This window comes from Bradyrhizobium sp. YCK136, from assembly GCF_044570075.1.
Lineage (GTDB): Bacteria > Pseudomonadota > Alphaproteobacteria > Rhizobiales > Xanthobacteraceae > Bradyrhizobium > Bradyrhizobium diazoefficiens.
Map to the genome: position 1 here is coordinate 17012 of NZ_CP172426.1, position 16038 is coordinate 33049.

The 16038-nt window shown below is 63.8% G+C and carries 19 protein-coding genes and 2 pseudogenes; 8 read left to right on the forward strand and 13 right to left on the reverse strand.

All coding sequences use genetic code 11. From position 1 onward, the window contains the following. Positions 1 to 16: 16 nt before the first annotated feature. The gene (locus ACFLEY_RS48205; RefSeq protein ID WP_049802040.1) at positions 17 to 1159 is read right to left on the reverse strand and encodes a YihY/virulence factor BrkB family protein; all 1143 of its coding nucleotides are present in this window, start codon (positions 1157 to 1159) and stop codon (positions 17 to 19) included. Between the two features lie 26 nt (positions 1160 to 1185). Here ACFLEY_RS48205 and ACFLEY_RS48210 point away from each other — a divergent pair, with 26 nt between their 5' ends. Together ACFLEY_RS48210 and ACFLEY_RS48215 are read left to right on the forward strand one after the other, a co-directional pair. Further along, positions 1186 to 1464, forward strand: coding sequence for a hypothetical protein (locus ACFLEY_RS48210; protein ID WP_244439250.1), 279 nt, complete (start codon positions 1186 to 1188; stop codon positions 1462 to 1464). A 550-nt stretch (positions 1465 to 2014) separates the two neighbouring features. Continuing rightward, a complete protein-coding gene (locus ACFLEY_RS48215) occupies positions 2015 to 2194 on the forward strand; it encodes a hypothetical protein (protein ID WP_244439249.1) in 180 nt (59 codons plus the stop codon). A gap of 59 nt (positions 2195 to 2253) precedes the next feature. On the opposite strand, the gene ACFLEY_RS48220 is transcribed toward ACFLEY_RS48215, so the two are convergent. The 6 genes from ACFLEY_RS48220 to ACFLEY_RS48245 form a co-directional block, all read right to left on the reverse strand. After that, positions 2254 to 2412, reverse strand: a complete 159-nt coding sequence (locus ACFLEY_RS48220; RefSeq protein ID WP_162832281.1) for a hypothetical protein — start codon at positions 2410 to 2412, stop codon at positions 2254 to 2256. Between the two features lie 140 nt (positions 2413 to 2552). Further along, positions 2553 to 3269, reverse strand: coding sequence for an SOS response-associated peptidase (locus tag ACFLEY_RS48225; protein WP_038975090.1), 717 nt, complete (start codon positions 3267 to 3269; stop codon positions 2553 to 2555). A gap of 2 nt (positions 3270 to 3271) precedes the next feature. After that, positions 3272 to 3721: a hypothetical protein gene (locus ACFLEY_RS48230; protein WP_060913204.1), complete on the reverse strand. Its 450-nt coding sequence runs from the start codon at positions 3719 to 3721 to the stop codon at positions 3272 to 3274. Between the two features lie 564 nt (positions 3722 to 4285). Next, a complete protein-coding gene (locus tag ACFLEY_RS48235; protein WP_060913203.1) occupies positions 4286 to 5275 on the reverse strand; it encodes a tyrosine-type recombinase/integrase in 990 nt (329 codons plus the stop codon). Continuing rightward, positions 5272 to 6177: a tyrosine-type recombinase/integrase gene (locus ACFLEY_RS48240; RefSeq protein WP_028153991.1), complete on the reverse strand. Its 906-nt coding sequence runs from the start codon at positions 6175 to 6177 to the stop codon at positions 5272 to 5274. The genes ACFLEY_RS48235 and ACFLEY_RS48240 overlap by 4 nt, the downstream gene beginning before the upstream one ends. Beyond that, on the reverse strand, positions 6177 to 7406 hold the full coding sequence (locus ACFLEY_RS48245) for a tyrosine-type recombinase/integrase (protein ID WP_225004627.1): 1230 nt from the start codon (positions 7404 to 7406) through the stop codon (positions 6177 to 6179). The genes ACFLEY_RS48240 and ACFLEY_RS48245 overlap by 1 nt, the downstream gene beginning before the upstream one ends. A gap of 233 nt (positions 7407 to 7639) precedes the next feature. Here ACFLEY_RS48245 and ACFLEY_RS48250 point away from each other — a divergent pair, with 233 nt between their 5' ends. The 3 genes and pseudogenes from ACFLEY_RS48250 to ACFLEY_RS48260 all read left to right on the forward strand — a co-directional run bounded on the left by ACFLEY_RS48250 (position 7640) and on the right by ACFLEY_RS48260 (position 9476). Then, the gene (locus ACFLEY_RS48250; RefSeq protein ID WP_038975087.1) at positions 7640 to 8566 is read left to right on the forward strand and encodes a Ku protein; all 927 of its coding nucleotides are present in this window, start codon (positions 7640 to 7642) and stop codon (positions 8564 to 8566) included. A gap of 60 nt (positions 8567 to 8626) precedes the next feature. Beyond that, positions 8627 to 8869, forward strand: coding sequence for a hypothetical protein (locus tag ACFLEY_RS48255; RefSeq protein WP_038975086.1), 243 nt, complete (start codon positions 8627 to 8629; stop codon positions 8867 to 8869). Between the two features lie 12 nt (positions 8870 to 8881). Beyond that, positions 8882 to 9476: pseudogene (locus ACFLEY_RS48260) on the forward strand (cell envelope biogenesis protein TolA). Positions 9477 to 9481: 5 nt separating this feature from the next. Here the strand turns inward: ACFLEY_RS48260 and ACFLEY_RS48265 are convergent. The 3 genes and pseudogenes from ACFLEY_RS48265 to ACFLEY_RS48275 form a co-directional block, all read right to left on the reverse strand. Beyond that, entirely contained in the window at positions 9482 to 9607 is a 126-nt protein-coding gene (locus ACFLEY_RS48265; RefSeq protein WP_259220879.1) for a hypothetical protein, read from the reverse strand. Continuing rightward, complete coding sequence (locus ACFLEY_RS48270; protein ID WP_038975085.1) at positions 9604 to 9933, reverse strand: hypothetical protein; 330 nt, start codon at positions 9931 to 9933, stop codon at positions 9604 to 9606. Before ACFLEY_RS48270 ends, ACFLEY_RS48265 begins: the two co-directional genes overlap by 4 nt. Before the next feature lie 89 nt (positions 9934 to 10022). Continuing rightward, a pseudogene (locus tag ACFLEY_RS48275) lies at positions 10023 to 10298 on the reverse strand (Hsp20 family protein); the annotation flags it as partial. Positions 10299 to 10425: 127 nt separating this feature from the next. Between ACFLEY_RS48275 and ACFLEY_RS48280 the strand changes: the two are divergent. The 3 genes from ACFLEY_RS48280 (at position 10426) to ACFLEY_RS48290 (ending at position 11959) form a co-directional block, all read left to right on the forward strand. After that, positions 10426 to 10638 carry a hypothetical protein gene (locus tag ACFLEY_RS48280; RefSeq protein ID WP_038975083.1) on the forward strand — a complete coding sequence of 71 codons (213 nt, stop codon included), beginning with the start codon at positions 10426 to 10428 and terminating at the stop codon, positions 10636 to 10638. Then, positions 10635 to 10814 (forward strand): hypothetical protein, encoded by a 180-nt coding sequence (locus ACFLEY_RS48285; protein ID WP_038975082.1) that lies wholly within the window; start codon positions 10635 to 10637, stop codon positions 10812 to 10814. The genes ACFLEY_RS48280 and ACFLEY_RS48285 overlap by 4 nt, the downstream gene beginning before the upstream one ends. A gap of 287 nt (positions 10815 to 11101) precedes the next feature. Continuing rightward, on the forward strand, positions 11102 to 11959 hold the full coding sequence (locus ACFLEY_RS48290) for a glucose 1-dehydrogenase (protein ID WP_038975081.1): 858 nt from the start codon (positions 11102 to 11104) through the stop codon (positions 11957 to 11959). Positions 11960 to 12274: 315 nt separating this feature from the next. On the opposite strand, the gene ACFLEY_RS48295 is transcribed toward ACFLEY_RS48290, so the two are convergent. The 3 genes from ACFLEY_RS48295 to ACFLEY_RS48305 form a co-directional block, all read right to left on the reverse strand. After that, positions 12275 to 12400, reverse strand: coding sequence for a hypothetical protein (locus ACFLEY_RS48295; protein WP_396605027.1), 126 nt, complete (start codon positions 12398 to 12400; stop codon positions 12275 to 12277). Between the two features lie 129 nt (positions 12401 to 12529). Beyond that, positions 12530 to 14074, reverse strand: a complete 1545-nt coding sequence (gene tnpC / locus ACFLEY_RS48300) for an IS66 family transposase (RefSeq protein WP_396605034.1) — start codon at positions 14072 to 14074, stop codon at positions 12530 to 12532. 394 nt (positions 14075 to 14468) lie between these two features. Continuing rightward, entirely contained in the window at positions 14469 to 15506 is a 1038-nt protein-coding gene (locus ACFLEY_RS48305; RefSeq protein ID WP_038381005.1) for an IS110 family transposase, read from the reverse strand. Positions 15507 to 16038: the final 532 nt, after the last annotated feature.

Consider the following 16038-nt stretch of genomic DNA (forward strand, 5'->3'; position numbering starts at 1 on the left):
TTTAGGCAGTTCCTGCCTACGACTCGGCGCGTGCGGCGCCGACCGTGTCCGCCATCTTCGCGCCGCGCGCGCCGAGCGGTTTCGACGCGCCTGTCGTGGTGTCGCGTGCTGTCTGATGCTCCATCTCGGCGTTGAGTTCGCCGCCGAGCAGGATCACGATGGCGGAGATCCAGAGCCACGTCATGAAACCGATGACGGCGCCAAGCGAGCCGTAGGTCTGGTTGAAGGTGCCGAAGTTGGCGGCGTACCAGGAGAACAGCGCGGACGCCGCGAGCCAAAGCACGGTCGCGACCGTACTGCCCCAGGTGATCCACCGCCACCGCGGGGCCTCGCGGCTGGGCCCGAAGCGGTAGATACAGGCCAGTCCCAGCGCGACCGCGAAGAACAAGGCGGGCCAGACTGCGATCCGGATTAGAAGCTCGATGGCGTGGGACAGCCAGAGGTGCTGCAGGACGACGGGTACCGCGACGACGGCGGCCAAGGCGAGCAGGATGAAGCCGATGGCGGCGAGGGTGAAGGCGAGAGAGATGGCATTCAGCTTGAGGAAGCCGCGCTTCTCCTGCTCCCCGTAGACGATGTTCAGAGTGTCGAAGAGAGACTTCATGGCGGCGTTCGCGCTCCAGAGCGAGATCGCCAGTCCGATCGCGAAGGTGAAACCGAGCGTCCGGTCGCCTTTGGTGGCGACGCGGGTGAGCTGCTCGCGCGCCACGTCGATCGCGCCGCCCGGGACGAAGCCGCCGAGCTCGTCGAGATGCTTGGCGATGCTGCCGGGGTCCGAGAAAATGCCGTAGATGGACACCAGCGCCGCGAGCGCGGGGAAGATCGCGAGAATACTGAAGTAGGTCATCCCGGCGGCAAGCGCGAGGATGCGGTGGTTGCCGATGTTGCCGTAGACCCGCCAGAGGATGTCCTTCCAACCCCGCGCTGGAATGTCCGACGGCGACATCGCGTGCCGGCCGCGGTCTCCGCCTTCGGTGACGAGGCTGGCGGGGGATGCGTGCCGGCTCTGGTCCTCCTTCGGCTCCAGGCCGCCGCCTTCCTTCGGCTCCGCGGGCGCCATGCGGTCCCATACGAACGCTACGGCGAGCAGCCCTAGCGCCGCGGCGATGCTCCAGCCGTCGGCGCTGGCGTGTTTCCGGGGTCGGTTCTGGAGGTCCATTCTCTTCTCCGCGACCACTAACAGCCGTGGCGAAGAAGCAGTTCCTGCAGGCGGTAGGAACCGCGCTCCCCTGTCCAAGGTTGATGCGCATGACCGGAAGAACACTCTACGAAAGCGCCAACGGCGACATCTGGCGGCTGGTCCGTGATCCGAATACCGGAGGCCCGGTCGTCGAGCATCAGCCGAACGCAAACTCAGGGGGACGGACGTCTCTGATCGAGATCGGGCATTTCCTCCGTGCAGAGGGCAACGGACCGCAGCACCAAGCTTTGCTCGCGTTGATCGGCACGCTGGTCGAGGGCTGACGTCCACCTGGGAGGGGGCATGTTCTTTTTCTTCTCCAACCGGCTGGGCTGTCTCGGTTCGCTCGTGGTTTCAGCCATCGTCACCGTCGCGCTACTTTTCCTGTTCGGAGCGCTAAGATTTTAAGGCCAGGCCGCTAAACCAAACGGGCGAGGGCGTGCTGTTGAAGCGAAGCCGCGTTGGCGCGCTTTTAGGCCTCTCCCGGACCGGTGAAGATGGAGGTCGGCGGGATGCGCGGTATCGGGAGGGGGCGCTCGGCGCGCTGCAGGGCCTGACCAGCACGGCCCCCTTTTGCATCGTAACGCTCGGCGAGCTTCAACAGGCGTCGCCTGGTTGAGGGGTCCGCTCTGTCTGCGAGGTCGCGCACGCGCTGTGCCAAATCCTTATAGAATTCCTGCTCCATATCACACGCCTTGGGGCTGCTGCTTTCGGGCAATTCGGCACCGGCGCGCGGCCGCCGTCAAGACTTGATTGCAGGGTCGCATCTCGTGCCGATTCTCCTTGAGACAGGCTGCCCCGTGGGCCTACTCGCCGGTGGCAGTGATATTGACGATGCGGCATCTGACCCGGAAGGTGTGCCCGGATTGCGGGCGGCCACTGAAGCTCGTGCCTGATGAAGAGGGCAAGGGCCGCGACATCTACGTCTGCTACTACTGCGAGCGGGATCCACTGCAAGACCTCGCCGCGCGCAGATGGGTTGAAAGTCCCCTGAAGCCGCCGAACGAATCCTAGCTGGTTCAAAGTCGAGAGACGCGGCAGGCTTGTTCTTTCGTCTGATTTTTGCGCTTGCACTAGAGAATGGATGCGGCGGGGTCGAGGCCGTATGCCATGGCGACTGCAAGCGACACCAGCAGACCGGCGCCGCAAAAGATCAGGATGGTTTTGAGCTCATCGACGTCGACATCCAGGGTGGTGGTTCGCGAGAGCGCTTTTGCCAGTGTACCCAACATCCGAGTCCTCCGAGATCGACAGGATGCTGCACCCTAGGGCATTGTGTCGGCGACGAGTGTGAACTGGCTCTCAAGTCCAAGCGCGCTCGGTCGCGCAACGGCAGAGCTAGGGTTTCGCGTGCGTCGGTCATGAGACTCGTCTAGTCGACCTTATCTTCCTTTGTACCCCGGGCGACGATTTCCAGCGCCCCGTCAGGAAGCGGCCGCTGCAGCTTCAGCGCTTCTTCGGCCGGCGCGGTCATCCAGGTCTCGACCTCTTCGGGCGTCGTCAGGATCACCGGCATCGCCTTCGGATGGACGGCGAAGACTTCCGTGTTCGCGTCTGTCGTCAGGAACGCATAGAGGTCGTTGGTGGTCTCGCCCTCCTTGACCTTCCTGACTGAGGTCCAGTTGGTCCAGATTCCGGCGAAGCACGCGAGGGGGCGGCTCTCGTCCAGCGCGAACCAGATGTCGCCGCCTTCTTCCTTGTTGAACTCACTGAACGAGTTGAACGGCACCACGCAGCGGTGCTCGGGACCCAGCCATCGGGTCCAGTGTTTGCTCTTCACGTTGCGGATGTTGGTGGTCCCGCCGTCGGGCTCCATTCGGAGCAATTCCTTGAAATCGACGGTCTTCCCTTTGGCTTGGAGTTTTTCCGCGCGCTTCTTGGTCGCGTCCATCAGTGCCTTCGATGACGACGGCATGCCCCAGCGCGCTGTCGCAAGCTCGCGGCCGCCGGCACCGGTCCGGACGATCGGCGCCTCGTAGTCCGGAAAGACCCCGGGCATCGGGGCGAGATTGCCAACGTAGCGGTTGACGACGCGAAACAGCGCGCTGATAGCCGCCTGGTTCGTGGTGATCGAATAAAGGTTGCACAAGGTCAGGTCTCCGAATCCGGGTGCCGGGCCCGCTGAGCCAGCTGCAGCAGGGTGGCGGCCGGGCGCTTGCCGGCTCTTGCGCACTTCCGGCACCGTAGTCTGCTGGCCAGGTCGTGCACGAACGTCGTCGATGGGTGGGTGAGGGCAGCGAGGTCGACGTCGCGAGCAGCCTTGCAGCGCGAACACTCGATCTCGAGCCAGCTATAGCCGCCATTTATGGCCTGGTCGATCGTCGGAGACGGGTCGATTGGCTCTCCGTCCGACCACATGCGTTCGTTCCAGCTTTCGCAAAGCAACTTGTCGGCTGTCCGGATCAGGGCCCCGCCTTTGGCTCGTGCCTCGGCGGACTGCCCCGCGAGAATGGTGGTCATGGCCCGCGCGCGGCCGAGCTCCTTTTGCAGCGCCTTGCGGTCACCTCCGGAGAGGGGCGTCGGGTGATGCTTTGGCGCCATCGCCGGCGCCTACTCGAATTGCGGCCAGCAGCCGTCCTCTTCATAACGGCCCGTTCGGACTTGGCAGGTGTTGTCGAGCAGCTTCTGGCCCACGTTCTTCCACCGCGCGTCACGCCCGTACAGGCGAGCGGCATCGGCCTTTTGGATCTCGACGACCCTGCTGCAGCGCCGGCAGCTTACCCGGAGGATATGCTGAGGGAGCTGGGACAACCGCAGCGCGGGTAGGGACGGACCAGGCCTGGACTCGGCTCGGGGATCGTCCAGGAGCGCTTGCCAGTATTCCGCCGGCAGATCGTCATTCGGCCCGAGTACAGGCGTTGGCGGCGCGTTTCTGCCGACGTGAGAAGCCATCTTTTCCATCTGCTTGGGGCGCGGCATGCGCCAGCCCGCGGGTCGGTCGGTCATGAGCGATTAGAACATATCAGGAACGAAAGAGTCGATCCCCGCCCGAAAAAAATGATCATGTGGGCTGACAACGGGAGTCTTATGGGCAAAGCCAGTAATGGGGAGCTGGCGGCAATTTGATCGCGCTCCTGCACCAATCACCGCCAACCCCGCTCTCCATTACGAGGTACGCCTGAGGAGTTCGATCAGCTGGTCGGTGGGCTGGAAGACGCCGCGCCGCAGGTGGGGCGGCACGATCGCCTCCATCGCATCGAGCTTCTCGGTTGGATCGCCGCGCGTGTAGACCTCGGTGGTCGTCAGCGTAGCGTGGCCCAGCCACAGCGACACCTTCCGGATGTCCCGGGTCGCTTGCAGAACGACCATCGCGCAGGTGTGCCTGAGCACGTGGGGCGAGACGCGTTTCTTGGCGAGACCGGGCTGCTTGCGAGCCGCAGTCGCGGCGTGCTGCCTGAGCAGATAGGCAAAGCCCCATCGGCTCAGCGGCTCACCACGGGCGTTGACGAACACCTCGGGTGTCGCGACCTGCCCGCGGATGGCCAGCCAGGCACGCAGTGCAGCAGCCGCCGGCTTCCACAACGGCAGCGTCCGCTCCCGGCGTCCCTTGCCGAGCACGCGGATGCTCATCGAAGGCAGGTCGATGTCATCGACCTTGAGGCCCGTCAGTTCGGAGACGCGCAGCCCTGCGCAGACGGCCACGTGCAGCATTGCGCGATCGCGGATGCCATCGCGTGTCGCCGGATCGGGAGCGTCGAGCACGGCTTTGAGCTCTTCGCGCAGAAGGTAGGGTACCAGGCGCGTGTCAGTTTTCTTGAACGGGATCGCCAGTACACGGCGGATCTGCTCGAGCGCCGCCGGCTGCCGGTACTCGAGGAAGCGGAAGAACGACTTGATCGCCGCCAGGCGAACGTTGCGCGTCACGGCCGCGTTTTTGCGCTCGTCCTCAAGATGCTCAAGGAAGGCGCTGACGAGCCCGGCATCGATCTGTTCGAGCGTCAGCGCCGAAGGTTTGACCTTGAGCCGGTCGGCGGCGAACACGAACAGCAGCTGGAAGCTCGAGGCATAGGAGTCCCTCGTGTGCTGGCTGGCGCCCCGCTGGCAAGCGAGTGTGTCGCGCAGGAACGTCTCGATGAGGGGAGCGATCGGCGTCATGCTGACCTCCCTTCGGAGATGAACGCTTCGCCGGCCATGGCGACATCGCGCAAGAGGTCGGGCGTGGCCTCGAGATACCAGTAGGTCGCATAGATGTTGACGTGACCCATGTAGGTCGCGAGTGCCGCCATGTGCGCCCCGCACCGGCCCCGGCCGGTAGGGCTGCCTTGCAGCGCGCGCACCGCAAACGTGTGCCGTAGATCGTGCAGGCGAGGACGGCGAGCCGACGTCGATCTGATGCCAACCTTGTCGACCAGCCTGTCGAAGGTCTCCTTGACGGCAATGTAGCGTAGCGGCCGACCGGGCTTGTCGATGAAGACCGGATCATCGTCTGAGCCGAGCCCGCGACGTGCCAGGTATCGCTGCAAGCCGGCAACCGCCGTGTCGTGCAGCGGCACCAGTCGGGTCTTGCGGAACTTGGTCTCGCGGATCAGCAGACCGTCGCGGGTCACGTCCGCGATCGTCAGCTTCAGGGCTTCGGAGATCCTGAGCCCGGTGGATGAGAGCAGCGCGATCAAGGTCGCTTGCGTGTGCGGGCGCAAGCCGCGCGTTGGCCGAAGCCGCAGCGCAGCTTCGACCAGCCGACTAATCTCGTCTGTCGTGTAGATGTGCGGCGTGCGACGCTTCTTGCGGGCGCCGAAGTGATTTGCCGGCGGCAGCTCGTGCCCGACTTCCTCCACCCGGACATGGCGTACGAAGCGACAGACGGCTCTGAGCCGTGCATCGCGTTGCGCGACGGATGGTCCGAGCGCGGCCCAGTCGATCGCTGTTTTTGTCTCGACGTACGTTTGTCCGCGCTCGGCCGCGAAGGCGGCAAAGCTCTTCAGCAGGTGCTCCGCGGTCGACATCGCGAAGCCCGTGGTGCGGCGGAGCGCGAGATAGGTCTCGATGGCGTCGAGCATCAGAGCGCCTCCGGCCAAGGCTGAGCAACCTGCTTCAGCAGCGCGACGTCGGCCTTTGCGTAATAGGCCGTCGTGTCGATGCCGCGATGCCGAAGGACGAGGCCGATCTTGTCGAGCGGCACGCCATGGCGCAGCATCTCGGTCGCCGCGGTGTGCCGCAGAGTGTGGGCCCCTTTGACCGGCGCCACAATGTCGGCCCGCTTCATGATACGCTTGACCACCGACGAGATGCCGTCGCCTCGTCGGAATGGCCGGCTCGGCGCGATCGTGCGCAGGAACAAGACATCGTTCCGGCCGGTAGACGGCCGGCATTCGAGGTAGGCGGCGATCGCATCCCCGACGTCTTGCGGTAGCGGCAGCCGGACCTCGTAGCGCGACTTGCCGCAGACCCGTAGCGATCCCGTTTGCCACTCGATATCCGCGAGACGCAGTTGCGCCACGTCACCGGCCCGCAGGCCGAGGCGCACCAACAAAAGTACGATCGCACGATCACGCCGGCGCCCACCGACGTCGCCGTCACAGACAGCGATCAGCCGGTCGACCTGCTCGGTCGACAGATACCGGGGCATGTCGGCAAGCTGCCAATGAGCGTAGGCTGGAACGGCGCCGTCGAGACCTGCCTGACAACGGCCTGCGACTGCGAGATACCGCAGGAAGGCCCGCAGGCTCGTTGTCATCTTCTCGATCGTGCCACTCCCGCTATTGCTCGCCCGCTCCAGGAAGTAACTGCGGACATCGTTCGGCCTCCAGCCGTCCGGGTCAGATCGAAGATGCATCATCAGGCCCGCGGCGTCGCGGGCGTAGAGCCTGATGGTGGCATCGGATGCGCCGCGATGCTTGCGCAGCCACGTTTTGAAGTCGGCGACCAGCTGCGGCTCGGCGGGTGCTGCCGCCACCGCGGACCGGCAAAGGCCGAGCTCGACGAGGTGCCGACGAAAGAGCCTGGCACCGTAGATGGTGTGGTGGTTGCGCCGGCCGCCTTTGGCGCGTGGACACCGGCAAGTGCGCAGGTGCTCGCCGAACGCGGCGAGATCAACGTCCGTCAGGCCCGCGCCTTGCTCGGCCATAACATGACCGATGTGAGCCGCCGCTCGCAAATAGCGTACCGCTGTCTCGGGGCCATAGCCCTGCCGCTCCAGCGCCGCTGCAAACCCGTCAAGGTAAGGCCCGCTCGGCCCACTGCGCAGATGCCCCAGCATCTTCGCTGCCGAGAAGTACGTCTCCAACATGTCCGTCTCCGTATGTGACCGGCCATCAGTGGCCGACCCAACGGGGCCGCACGAGCGACTTGTAATGGAGAGCTCGAGAGCGGCAATCCACAAGAAAATACGGTGATCGCGATTGGCAGCTCCCCATTACTGGCTTTGCCCATAAGGCAGGTAATGGGTGATGCCCATTACTTGCCGGAACCAGCGCTGTCCGATCGTCTTGAATCGAGTCCCGACTGGAGTGTTGCGTAACCATGGCTCCCCGCGCGAATTGGAAGGGCTTCTTGAGGCTCTCGCTCGTCACCTGTCCTGTGGCGCTCTATCCGGCTACCTCCGAGAGCGAGAAGATCTCGTTCAACCAACTCAACCGGACAACCGGCCACCGCATCAAATATCTGAAGGTCGATGCGGACACCGGCGACGAGGTGCCGAACGAGGACATCGTCAAGGGCTACGAGGTCGAGAAGGGGCAGTTCATCGAGGTCACCAAGGAGGAGCTCGAGGAGGTCGCGCTGGAGTCCACGCGGACGATCGAGATCGATGAGTTCGTCGACAGGAGCGACATCGATCCGCGCTACCTGATCCGTCCGTACTACCTGCGGCCCGACGGCAAGGTTGGGCACGACGCCTTTGCCGTGATCCGCGAGACCATCCGCGAGATGGACAAGGTCGCGATCGGGCGGGTCGTGCTGACGAGCCGCGAGCACATCATCGCGCTCGAAGCGCGCGACAAGGGCCTGATCGGCACGTTGCTGCGGTATCCCTACGAGGTGCGAGATCCCGCCGAATATTTCGACGACATCCAGGATGTCAAAGTCACGAAAGACATGCTCGACCTGGCCAAGCACATCGTCAATCAGAAGGCGGGCAGCTTCGAGCCGGACAAATTCGAGGACCATTACGAGACCGCCCTCGTTGACCTCATCAACCAGAAGCGCGCCGGCAAGGTTATTCGGCCTAAGGAGCGGCCGAAGGGCGAGAACGTTGTCGATCTGATGGACGCGCTACGGAAAAGCGTAGGCGGGGCAGCCAAGGAGGTCGCCGCACAAAAAAAGCCCGCCAAGGCAAAGAAGGCGACAGCCGGCCAGAAGGAAATGCTGATGTCGATCGCCGGCAAGAGGCCGGCGAAGGAAGCGGCGTCGAAGAAACCGCCGGGAAGGTCGCAGCGGAAGTCCGCTTAGCGTCAGGAACCGAGGGTCTTTGGCGCGGGTTATCCGCTGCGGAAGGCAAGGGAGATCGGCATGGACCCGAACGAAACGGCGGCGATGACCGAGGCTTCCGGCCTCGTGGATCCCGAGCGCGCCACGCTGACCAGCACAAGACCGTCATCAGGACCGAACGGGAGCGCTCACCCGCTTGGCATGCCCTCGCAGGAGAACATGGAGCGGTGGGCCGAGAAGTTGCGCGAGGTGACCGTCAAGGCGCCCTTGCGATCGCTTTTCGCCGCGTTCGTGCTGGGGCTCTGGGTGGCGCGCCGGCGTTAGCCGCGACAGCAAATGCCGCGAAAGCTGAAGACATTCCAGACCTCGTTGGGGTTCTACGACCTCGCGATCGCGGCACCGTCGATGAAGGCGGCTCTCGAGGCCTGGGGAGCCGGCAGCAATCTTTTCCATCAGGGCTTCGCCACGGAAACCCACGATCCCGCGGTGATCGCCGCGGCGATGGCAAGGCCCGGCGTCGTGCTCAAGCGCCCGGCCGGATCCAACAGGCGGTTCGCCGAGCAATCGGATCTGCCGACCGATCTTGGGGTGGAAAACGGCGCGCGAAAAAAGGCTACCTCGCCGAATAAGCGGCTCTCGCCCAGGATCAGCGACGAGAATGCGCGCAGCGCCGCCGCGGAGTTCGAGCGCGAAGAAAAGCGCCGCGACGCTGAGCGCCGAAGGGAAGAAGCGACACGCGAGAAGGAACGCGCCAAGCGGGAGCGCGCGGTGGCGAAGGCTCGAGCAGCGCTGGACGAGGCGCAGCGGAAGCACTGCGCGGTCTCTCGAAGCAGAGCGCGGCGAGATCGAGAAGCGGATCGAGGACGAAGACACCCGCTGGCAGCGCGAGAAGCAAAAGCTGTCCGAAGCGCTTCGTGTAGCGCGGGATTGATCGGGTCACGATAGCCCTTGATCGAGCGATCGTGCCGCCGAGCCGGACAAAAGCGCCAGAAACGGCACGGTCCATGCCGCCGAGACGTGGCTGAGCAGCACCATTCCAAGAACGGCCTGAGTGAACATCACGCAGACCTCCGCCACGCGGCGGCCCAAGGCCGCCGCAGCCGCATGGTGGCGCCGCCCGGGCGGGGCGGATCGTGGTCCTCGCCGTCGAGGCGCCGCAGCGCCGAGAGGATTTCGGTGAGCCTGATGGCGTGTCCCATGCCGGGGATCTCGCGCAGCGCGGGACAGGATTCGACGGCGTACATGTCGGACGCCCAGGACGACAGGATGACGCGTTTTTCCGAAGCCGAGAGGGTCTCGTCGTTCAGCACGTCGTCCGGAGACGCATAGTGCGCGGCGGGATGGAAGAGGGGATTGAGATCGCCGGAATTCGTTCTGACATTGGTCATCGTCGGCCTCCCTTACACTCCTTTCAATGGGGAGGTGTGATGGACGGCGGGCGCGAACCCGCCGTCGCTGGACTTCGATCCGGAAGCGGTCAGGCCGCCTTCTTCTGCTCGATCTGCGTCGGAGAAGGCGCGCCCGCGATCTGGATCCTTCGCGGCTTCATGGCCTCGGGCACCTCGCGGACCAGGTCGATGATCAGCAGCCCGTCCTGGAAAGAGGCCTGCTTCACTTGGACATAGTCGGAGAGGTTGAAGACGCGCCGGAACGGCCGCGCGGCGATGCCCTGATACAGGAATTCGCCGGCCGCCCTGTCGGGCTTCCTTGCCTCGATCGTCAGCGAGTTCTGCTCGGCGGTGACCGTGATGTCACCGAAGGATCGGCTGCACCACTACTGTCTTGACAGGTTCTTCGCGCCGAATATTTTTTGCTGCGGGGAGCTCGCTTCCCCGTTTCTCGAACCGCAAAGGACAGGAAGACCGTCAGGAGAGGCGACGATGCTCGACGAAGATTTTGCCCGGATCCGTGCGCACCGCAACAACATCCACCGCTATCGCAGCCTGCTGAAGACGAAGCTGTCGGACCTCGAGCGCCGGTTCATCGAACGGCGCATGGCCGAGGAGACTGCCTCGCTCGAGGCGCTGACTTCCGAAACCTTCCCCATCGCATTTGTCCCGCCTCAAAGGCCGAGCGCGGGGGTGGCGTCATGACCGATGTCAGGGACCTGCTGATCCGCGGCAGCGAGAATGTGATCGACCACTATCGATTGCTGCTGGCGAGCGCGAAGACGAAGCGGGAGCGCCAGCTCTACCTGAGCCGGATCGAGCGCGAGGAACGGCTTCTGGGTCAGCTCCAGGGTGGGTTGCCGAACAGGGTGGCGGCGTGACTTCTCCGGACGGCGAGGATCGATTTGAGGGGTTCGACGTCGTGCTGAAGCGGCGCGGGCGGAGCCGATGGAAGTGGGCCGTTTGCACCGCCGCGGGCGAAGTCGTCATGTCCGGCTCGGAGTGCAGTCGCGCAGGCGCGAGGTACAAGGCCGAGCGCGCTCTCTTTCTTCTGCTTTGCGCAAGCGCGTCGCGGGCGGCTTCCGGAGGAGAGTGGCGGGCAACCGGCTAGGAACCTTGGTTGTCGTCAGTCGGTTGTCGGGCTCTCGACCCTCGGAGACCGATTCCGATGCCTGACTATCCGAAGCCGCCTTACCCCAGTCAGAAGCAGCCGATGCCCGGCTCGACCGCGCAAATGGATCCACGCCCCGATCACGGAGAGGCCAGCTACAAGGGGGCGGGCCGCCTGAAAGGCAAGCGGGCGATCATCACCGGTGGCGACAGCGGAATAGGGCGAGCCGTGGCCATCGCCTTCGCCCGCGAGGGAGCCGACGTCCTGATTGCCTATCTCGAGGAGCACGACGACGCCAAGGAAGTTGCGGCCCTCGTCGAGGCGGAGGGGCGCAAGGTTGTTCTGGTCGAGGGCGACCTGAGGTCCGCGGACCACTGCAGGAAGGTCGTCGATCGGGCGGTCCGGGATCTCGGCGGCGTCGACATCCTCGTCAACAATGCCGCGCATCAGGCGACCTTCAAGGATCTTGCCGACATCAGCGACGAGGAATGGCGAATGACCTTCGATGTGAACATCCACGCCATGTTCTTCCTTGCGAAGGCCGCCGTGCCGCACATGGAGCCGGGCGGCGCGATCATCAATACGGCTTCCGTGAACTCGGACATGCCGAACCCCACGCTCCTGGCCTATGCGACGACCAAGGGCGCTATCCAGAACTTCACAGGCGGGCTGGCCCAGATGCTGGCGGAGAAGGGCATCCGCGTGAACGCCGTGGCGCCCGGGCCGATCTGGACTCCGCTGATCCCATCGACCATGCCCGAGGATACCGTGAAGAATTTCGGCAAGCAGGTGCCGATGAAGCGGGCCGGGCAGCCGGCCGAGCTGGCGACGGCCTACGTGATGCTCGCCGATCCGCTTTCAAGTTACACCTCCGGTACAACGGTCGCGGTAACCGGAGGGAAGCCCTTCATCTGATGCCGGGCCTGCAGCATCCAGTCACGCCCGATGGGCGCTATTTCGTAGTCCGCGGTCGGCTCTGGCGGATGAGCGATCCCGACCTTGCTGCCCAAGACAAGGAGCGGCTGGTGAAACAGCTGATGGATGCGCGGCGAGCCGTGAAAGACGCCAGGACGGCTAGAGATCTAGACGCAGAGACCGTCGCCCATCGCCTCGTCGACGAAGCGAAGCGCCGGCTGGGAGAGCGGGGACCGGTGTGGTGGAAGGATGGCGCGCCCGACTTCACCCGACACGCGGTCAAAAACACGCCCTATGCCGACTGGTACGCGGGGCTCAGGCGGCGGCCTTCAGTGAAACGAGACGCTTGCGGAGAAATGCGAGCACCATGATCTCGACGGAAGTGAGCTTGGCGTACTGGCGCTTGAACTTCTGCGCTATCTTGGCTTCGATCATCTTCACGAGGTCACCGGACATGTGTAAGCGACGTTCGCGTCCCATTCGCAAAGGTTTGGCGTGGGGATTGCAGTCTGTTGATCAACGTGTTTGCAAATCGTTGGCGGGGGGTATGGAGGCGGCAACGACGGAGAATTACGAGGTGCGGCCGAACGACCAGGGCAGGAGCTCGTCGATCCGGGACTGCGGGTGACCGGTTGCGATCGCTTTGAGCGTCGCTTTCATCCAGACGTAGGGCTCCACGCTGTTGATTTTGCAGGTGGCGATGAGCGAAGCTATGCGCGCCCATGAACGACCACCTTCGTCGTGACCAGCAAATAAACTATTTTTACGCGTCAGAGTCAGCGGCCTGATTTGATTTTCGACGGGATTGGTGTCCATCTCAACGCAACCATCGTCGAGAAACAAGGTGAGGCCATCCCAATGGTTCAGGAGATAGGCGATCGCCTTGCCCATCTCGCTGCCCGGCGACAGGCGAGCGGCTTGCTCGCGCAGAAACCTCTCGAGTTCAGCGACGAGCGGCCGTGATCGCTCGTTACGGGTCGTTTGCCGAGCCGGGGCGTCGGCGCCACGGATCTCCTTCTCGATCGCATAGAGTGCGGCGATGCGCGCGAGAACGGCTTCGGCGATGGGTGAGCCGGCTTTCGGAGTCGCTGCGATGATCTTGCGCCTTGAGTGGGACCAACATACGGCCAGCCGCAGCGGCACGCCGCCTTTGCGCTTGGGCCGTGCGAGCCGATGATAGCCCTGGTATCCGTCGACCTGAAGGATGCCGTCGAAGCCCTCGAGGATGCGCTCAGCATGGTCACCACCGCGTCCTGGCGCGTAGTGGTAGACCACGATTGGTGGATCAGCGCCGCCGTGGCCGCGATCGTCGCGCAGGACAGCCCACAGATAGCCGGTCTTCGTTCGGCCCCGGCCCGGATCGAGCACAGGCGCCCTGGTCTCGTCTATGAACAAGCGGCCCGATTGCTTCATCACGACGCTCATGCGCTCGACCAGCGGCGCGAGGTGGAAGGCGACCGTTCCCATCCAGTCTGCCAGAACGGCGCGATCGATGAAGATGCCATGCCGAGCCAGAACCTGCGACTGACGATAGAGTGGCATGTGCTCGCTGAACTTGGCGACCGCCACCTGCGCCAGCAGCGCCTCGGTGGGGATGCCACCCTCCACGAGATGGGCGGGCGCCGGCGCCTGAGCAACACCGGTGCAGCCCTTTGCGCAGGCGTAGCGCGGTCGCACCGTCTCGATCACACGATACTGGGCGGCCATGACATCGAGACGGCGGGAGCGATCCTCGCCGATCTGGACCATCCGGCCGCAGCCGCAGGGACACTCGAGGTTCTCGGGTTCGATCACCTGCTCGATGCGCGGCAGGTGCGCGGGAAAGGCACGGGCAGCGCGCCTGGTCCGGCGGCTGGACGGCGCCGTGCCGGCGCGGCGCGCACGATCGTCCTGGCGTTCCTGGACTTCGGCGATGGCAATCTCGATGTCCTCGAGAACCAGTTGCATCTGATCGGGATTGAACTTCTCCGAGCGTTTACCGAAACGTGCGCGCTCGTACTCCTTCACAAGCAGTTCGAGGCGTTCGACGCTCTCTTTGGACGCAGCCAGTTCACTCTCGACATGAAGGCGCGCCGAGCATTCATCGTCACCGCGACGACGCTCGGCTTCAATCATCGCTTCCTGCGCGCGGAAGAGCGCGCGCAAATCGGCGGGCAGCGCTGCAAGACGGGCGGGATCAATGGGGGACGGCGGCACATCCGCAAGCTATCATCCCAAAGCCCCGCGCGAAACAGGTTGTCGGGTCTTCTTCTCTATTCGGCCGGATTTAGTCAAGGGCTTGATTGGGTGCCTCCTTGGGTTCGGTACCGCTCGCGGGGCCGTGCTTCTCTTCGGGATCAGCCGTATGGCTCTCCCAGCATGGGATCAGTAGAACGAGACGGAACAATCTGACTCGCGTGCTGATCGCAAGGACGCGACCGTACAAGAGCCCAAAGCGAACTCATCTCGTCCATCGTCCCGCGAGGGACCTCCTCCCGCTAAACAACGGGTGCGTGGACCGCGCGTCGCACTATTGTGCCGCGGGCGTGGCCTCCCGTGTCCAGCGGAATTCCGTTCCGTCGCTCCACATGCGGTGCATGATGACGGCGAGCCGCCGCGCCAAAGCGACGATCGCCTTCTGCTGCCCGCGTCGTTTGGCGATCTGCATGGCCCACGCCTTGAGCCAGGACCATTTCTGCACCCGCGTCAGCATGACCTGTGCGGCCTCATAGAGTAGCGCTCGCATGGCTTCATCACCGCACAGCGAAATCCGGCCGATGCGGTGGCTTTCGCCGGACTGGTTGAGAACTGGCGTCAATCCAAGGGACGGCCCGACGGCTTTCGAACTCTTGAAGCGGGCGGGAACGTCGATCGTGCTGATAAAGGCCAGCGACGTGACGGGGCCGACACCAGGGATCGTCATCAACCGACGACAGACCTCGCTTTCCCGGGCAAGTAGAAGCACTTTGCGATGCAGTTGTGTGAACTGTTCGCGTAAAACGCGTCGGGCGACGAGAAGCGGTTCCATGAGTTCGGCCAGCTCCGGCTGACCGCCGACGAGTTCGTGGATACGTTGTTCAAAGCCGATCACCCCCACAATTCCGACCTTCAAGCCGAAGTTGCGTAACAGCCCACGAATGTCATTCTCGATGGCAATGGCCTTCTCCTGAAGCAGCTTGCGACCGGCAAGCAGGACCCGTCGCTTTTGGCTGATCAGGGTCTTGACGTGGACAGGCCGGAACAAGCCGACGCGCATCATCTGCGCAATGCCACGCGCATCATTGCGGTCGCTCTTGTTCACCTGCGCCTTGAGGAACGCCTTGGCATGTCGCGTCTCGATGCAGATTACCGGCAGGCCAGCCTCCGCCAGCCCGCTGAACAGCCATTGCGACAGCGGTCCAGCCTCGAGCCCAATCCGATCAAACCGCCAAATCGGATCGTTGAGTGCAGCAAGAAGATCGTCCGGGTGACTCACCAACTTCGCTTCCCGGCAAATGCGGCCCGTTTCGTCGACAATGCACAGGGACGTCTCTTTGACCGACACGTCCAGTCCAGCGTAATGTTTCATGCTGCGCTTCTCCGTCTGATGCTTGTGGCTGTTCGAAAACAGACCACGTTTATCATCAACCTGAAGCGCAGCACCCTGCTAACGCGGGGCTCAGCAACAGGCCGAATACCCCATCTGAGTCAGTTCGCCGCAGCTGGCGTCGCGACAATCCGTTCGCCCACTCGCTTCCAGTTCAGCCCTTCAAACGAGGGGATTGAGGAATGTCCCTGATAGTGAGTCTGACGAATCATTTCCGGAGGTGGTCGAGGTTCGGGACCCCCACCATCCTTTGTGGGGGCGCTCATATCGAGTGATTAGGAAGATCGGTCAGCGAGGCCGAGGCATTCCCGCTTCGTATGAAGTTGAGTATCGCGCAGGAAGCAGTCTTCTGATTCAAGCAACCGCAATCGAATATTATGAGCAAGAGGCAAATCAGATTAAGCTGAGTATGGAGGCTCTACTCGAGCTTTTATCGACAGCGGATTGTCCCGACGCACATGAGCATGGATCCAGCCGATCTTTGGTCGACGCTGACGCCCGCGCTCCGACGCCA

What these genes read in the sequence shown, in the direction of transcription:
- ACFLEY_RS48205 (WP_049802040.1), bottom strand. Translation starts at nt 1,159, where the DNA reads ATGGACCTCCAGAACCGACCCCGGAAACACGCCAGCGCCGACGGCTGG.
- ACFLEY_RS48215 (WP_244439249.1), top strand. Translation starts at nt 2,015, where the DNA reads ATGCGGCATCTGACCCGGAAGGTGTGCCCGGATTGCGGGCGGCCACTG.
- ACFLEY_RS48220 (WP_162832281.1), bottom strand. Translation starts at nt 2,412, where the DNA reads ATGTTGGGTACACTGGCAAAAGCGCTCTCGCGAACCACCACCCTGGAT.
- ACFLEY_RS48230 (WP_060913204.1), bottom strand. Translation starts at nt 3,721, where the DNA reads ATGGCGCCAAAGCATCACCCGACGCCCCTCTCCGGAGGTGACCGCAAG.
- ACFLEY_RS48235 (WP_060913203.1), bottom strand. Translation starts at nt 5,275, where the DNA reads ATGACGCCGATCGCTCCCCTCATCGAGACGTTCCTGCGCGACACACTC.
- ACFLEY_RS48240 (WP_028153991.1), bottom strand. Translation starts at nt 6,177, where the DNA reads ATGCTCGACGCCATCGAGACCTATCTCGCGCTCCGCCGCACCACGGGC.
- ACFLEY_RS48245 (WP_225004627.1), bottom strand. Translation starts at nt 7,406, where the DNA reads ATGTTGGAGACGTACTTCTCGGCAGCGAAGATGCTGGGGCATCTGCGC.
- ACFLEY_RS48250 (WP_038975087.1), top strand. Translation starts at nt 7,640, where the DNA reads ATGGCTCCCCGCGCGAATTGGAAGGGCTTCTTGAGGCTCTCGCTCGTC.
- ACFLEY_RS48255 (WP_038975086.1), top strand. Translation starts at nt 8,627, where the DNA reads ATGGACCCGAACGAAACGGCGGCGATGACCGAGGCTTCCGGCCTCGTG.
- ACFLEY_RS48270 (WP_038975085.1), bottom strand. Translation starts at nt 9,933, where the DNA reads ATGACCAATGTCAGAACGAATTCCGGCGATCTCAATCCCCTCTTCCAT.
- ACFLEY_RS48280 (WP_038975083.1), top strand. Translation starts at nt 10,426, where the DNA reads ATGCTCGACGAAGATTTTGCCCGGATCCGTGCGCACCGCAACAACATC.
- ACFLEY_RS48285 (WP_038975082.1), top strand. Translation starts at nt 10,635, where the DNA reads ATGACCGATGTCAGGGACCTGCTGATCCGCGGCAGCGAGAATGTGATC.
- ACFLEY_RS48290 (WP_038975081.1), top strand. Translation starts at nt 11,102, where the DNA reads ATGCCTGACTATCCGAAGCCGCCTTACCCCAGTCAGAAGCAGCCGATG.
- tnpC (WP_396605034.1), bottom strand. Translation starts at nt 14,074, where the DNA reads ATGATTGAAGCCGAGCGTCGTCGCGGTGACGATGAATGCTCGGCGCGC.
- ACFLEY_RS48305 (WP_038381005.1), bottom strand. Translation starts at nt 15,506, where the DNA reads ATGAAACATTACGCTGGACTGGACGTGTCGGTCAAAGAGACGTCCCTG.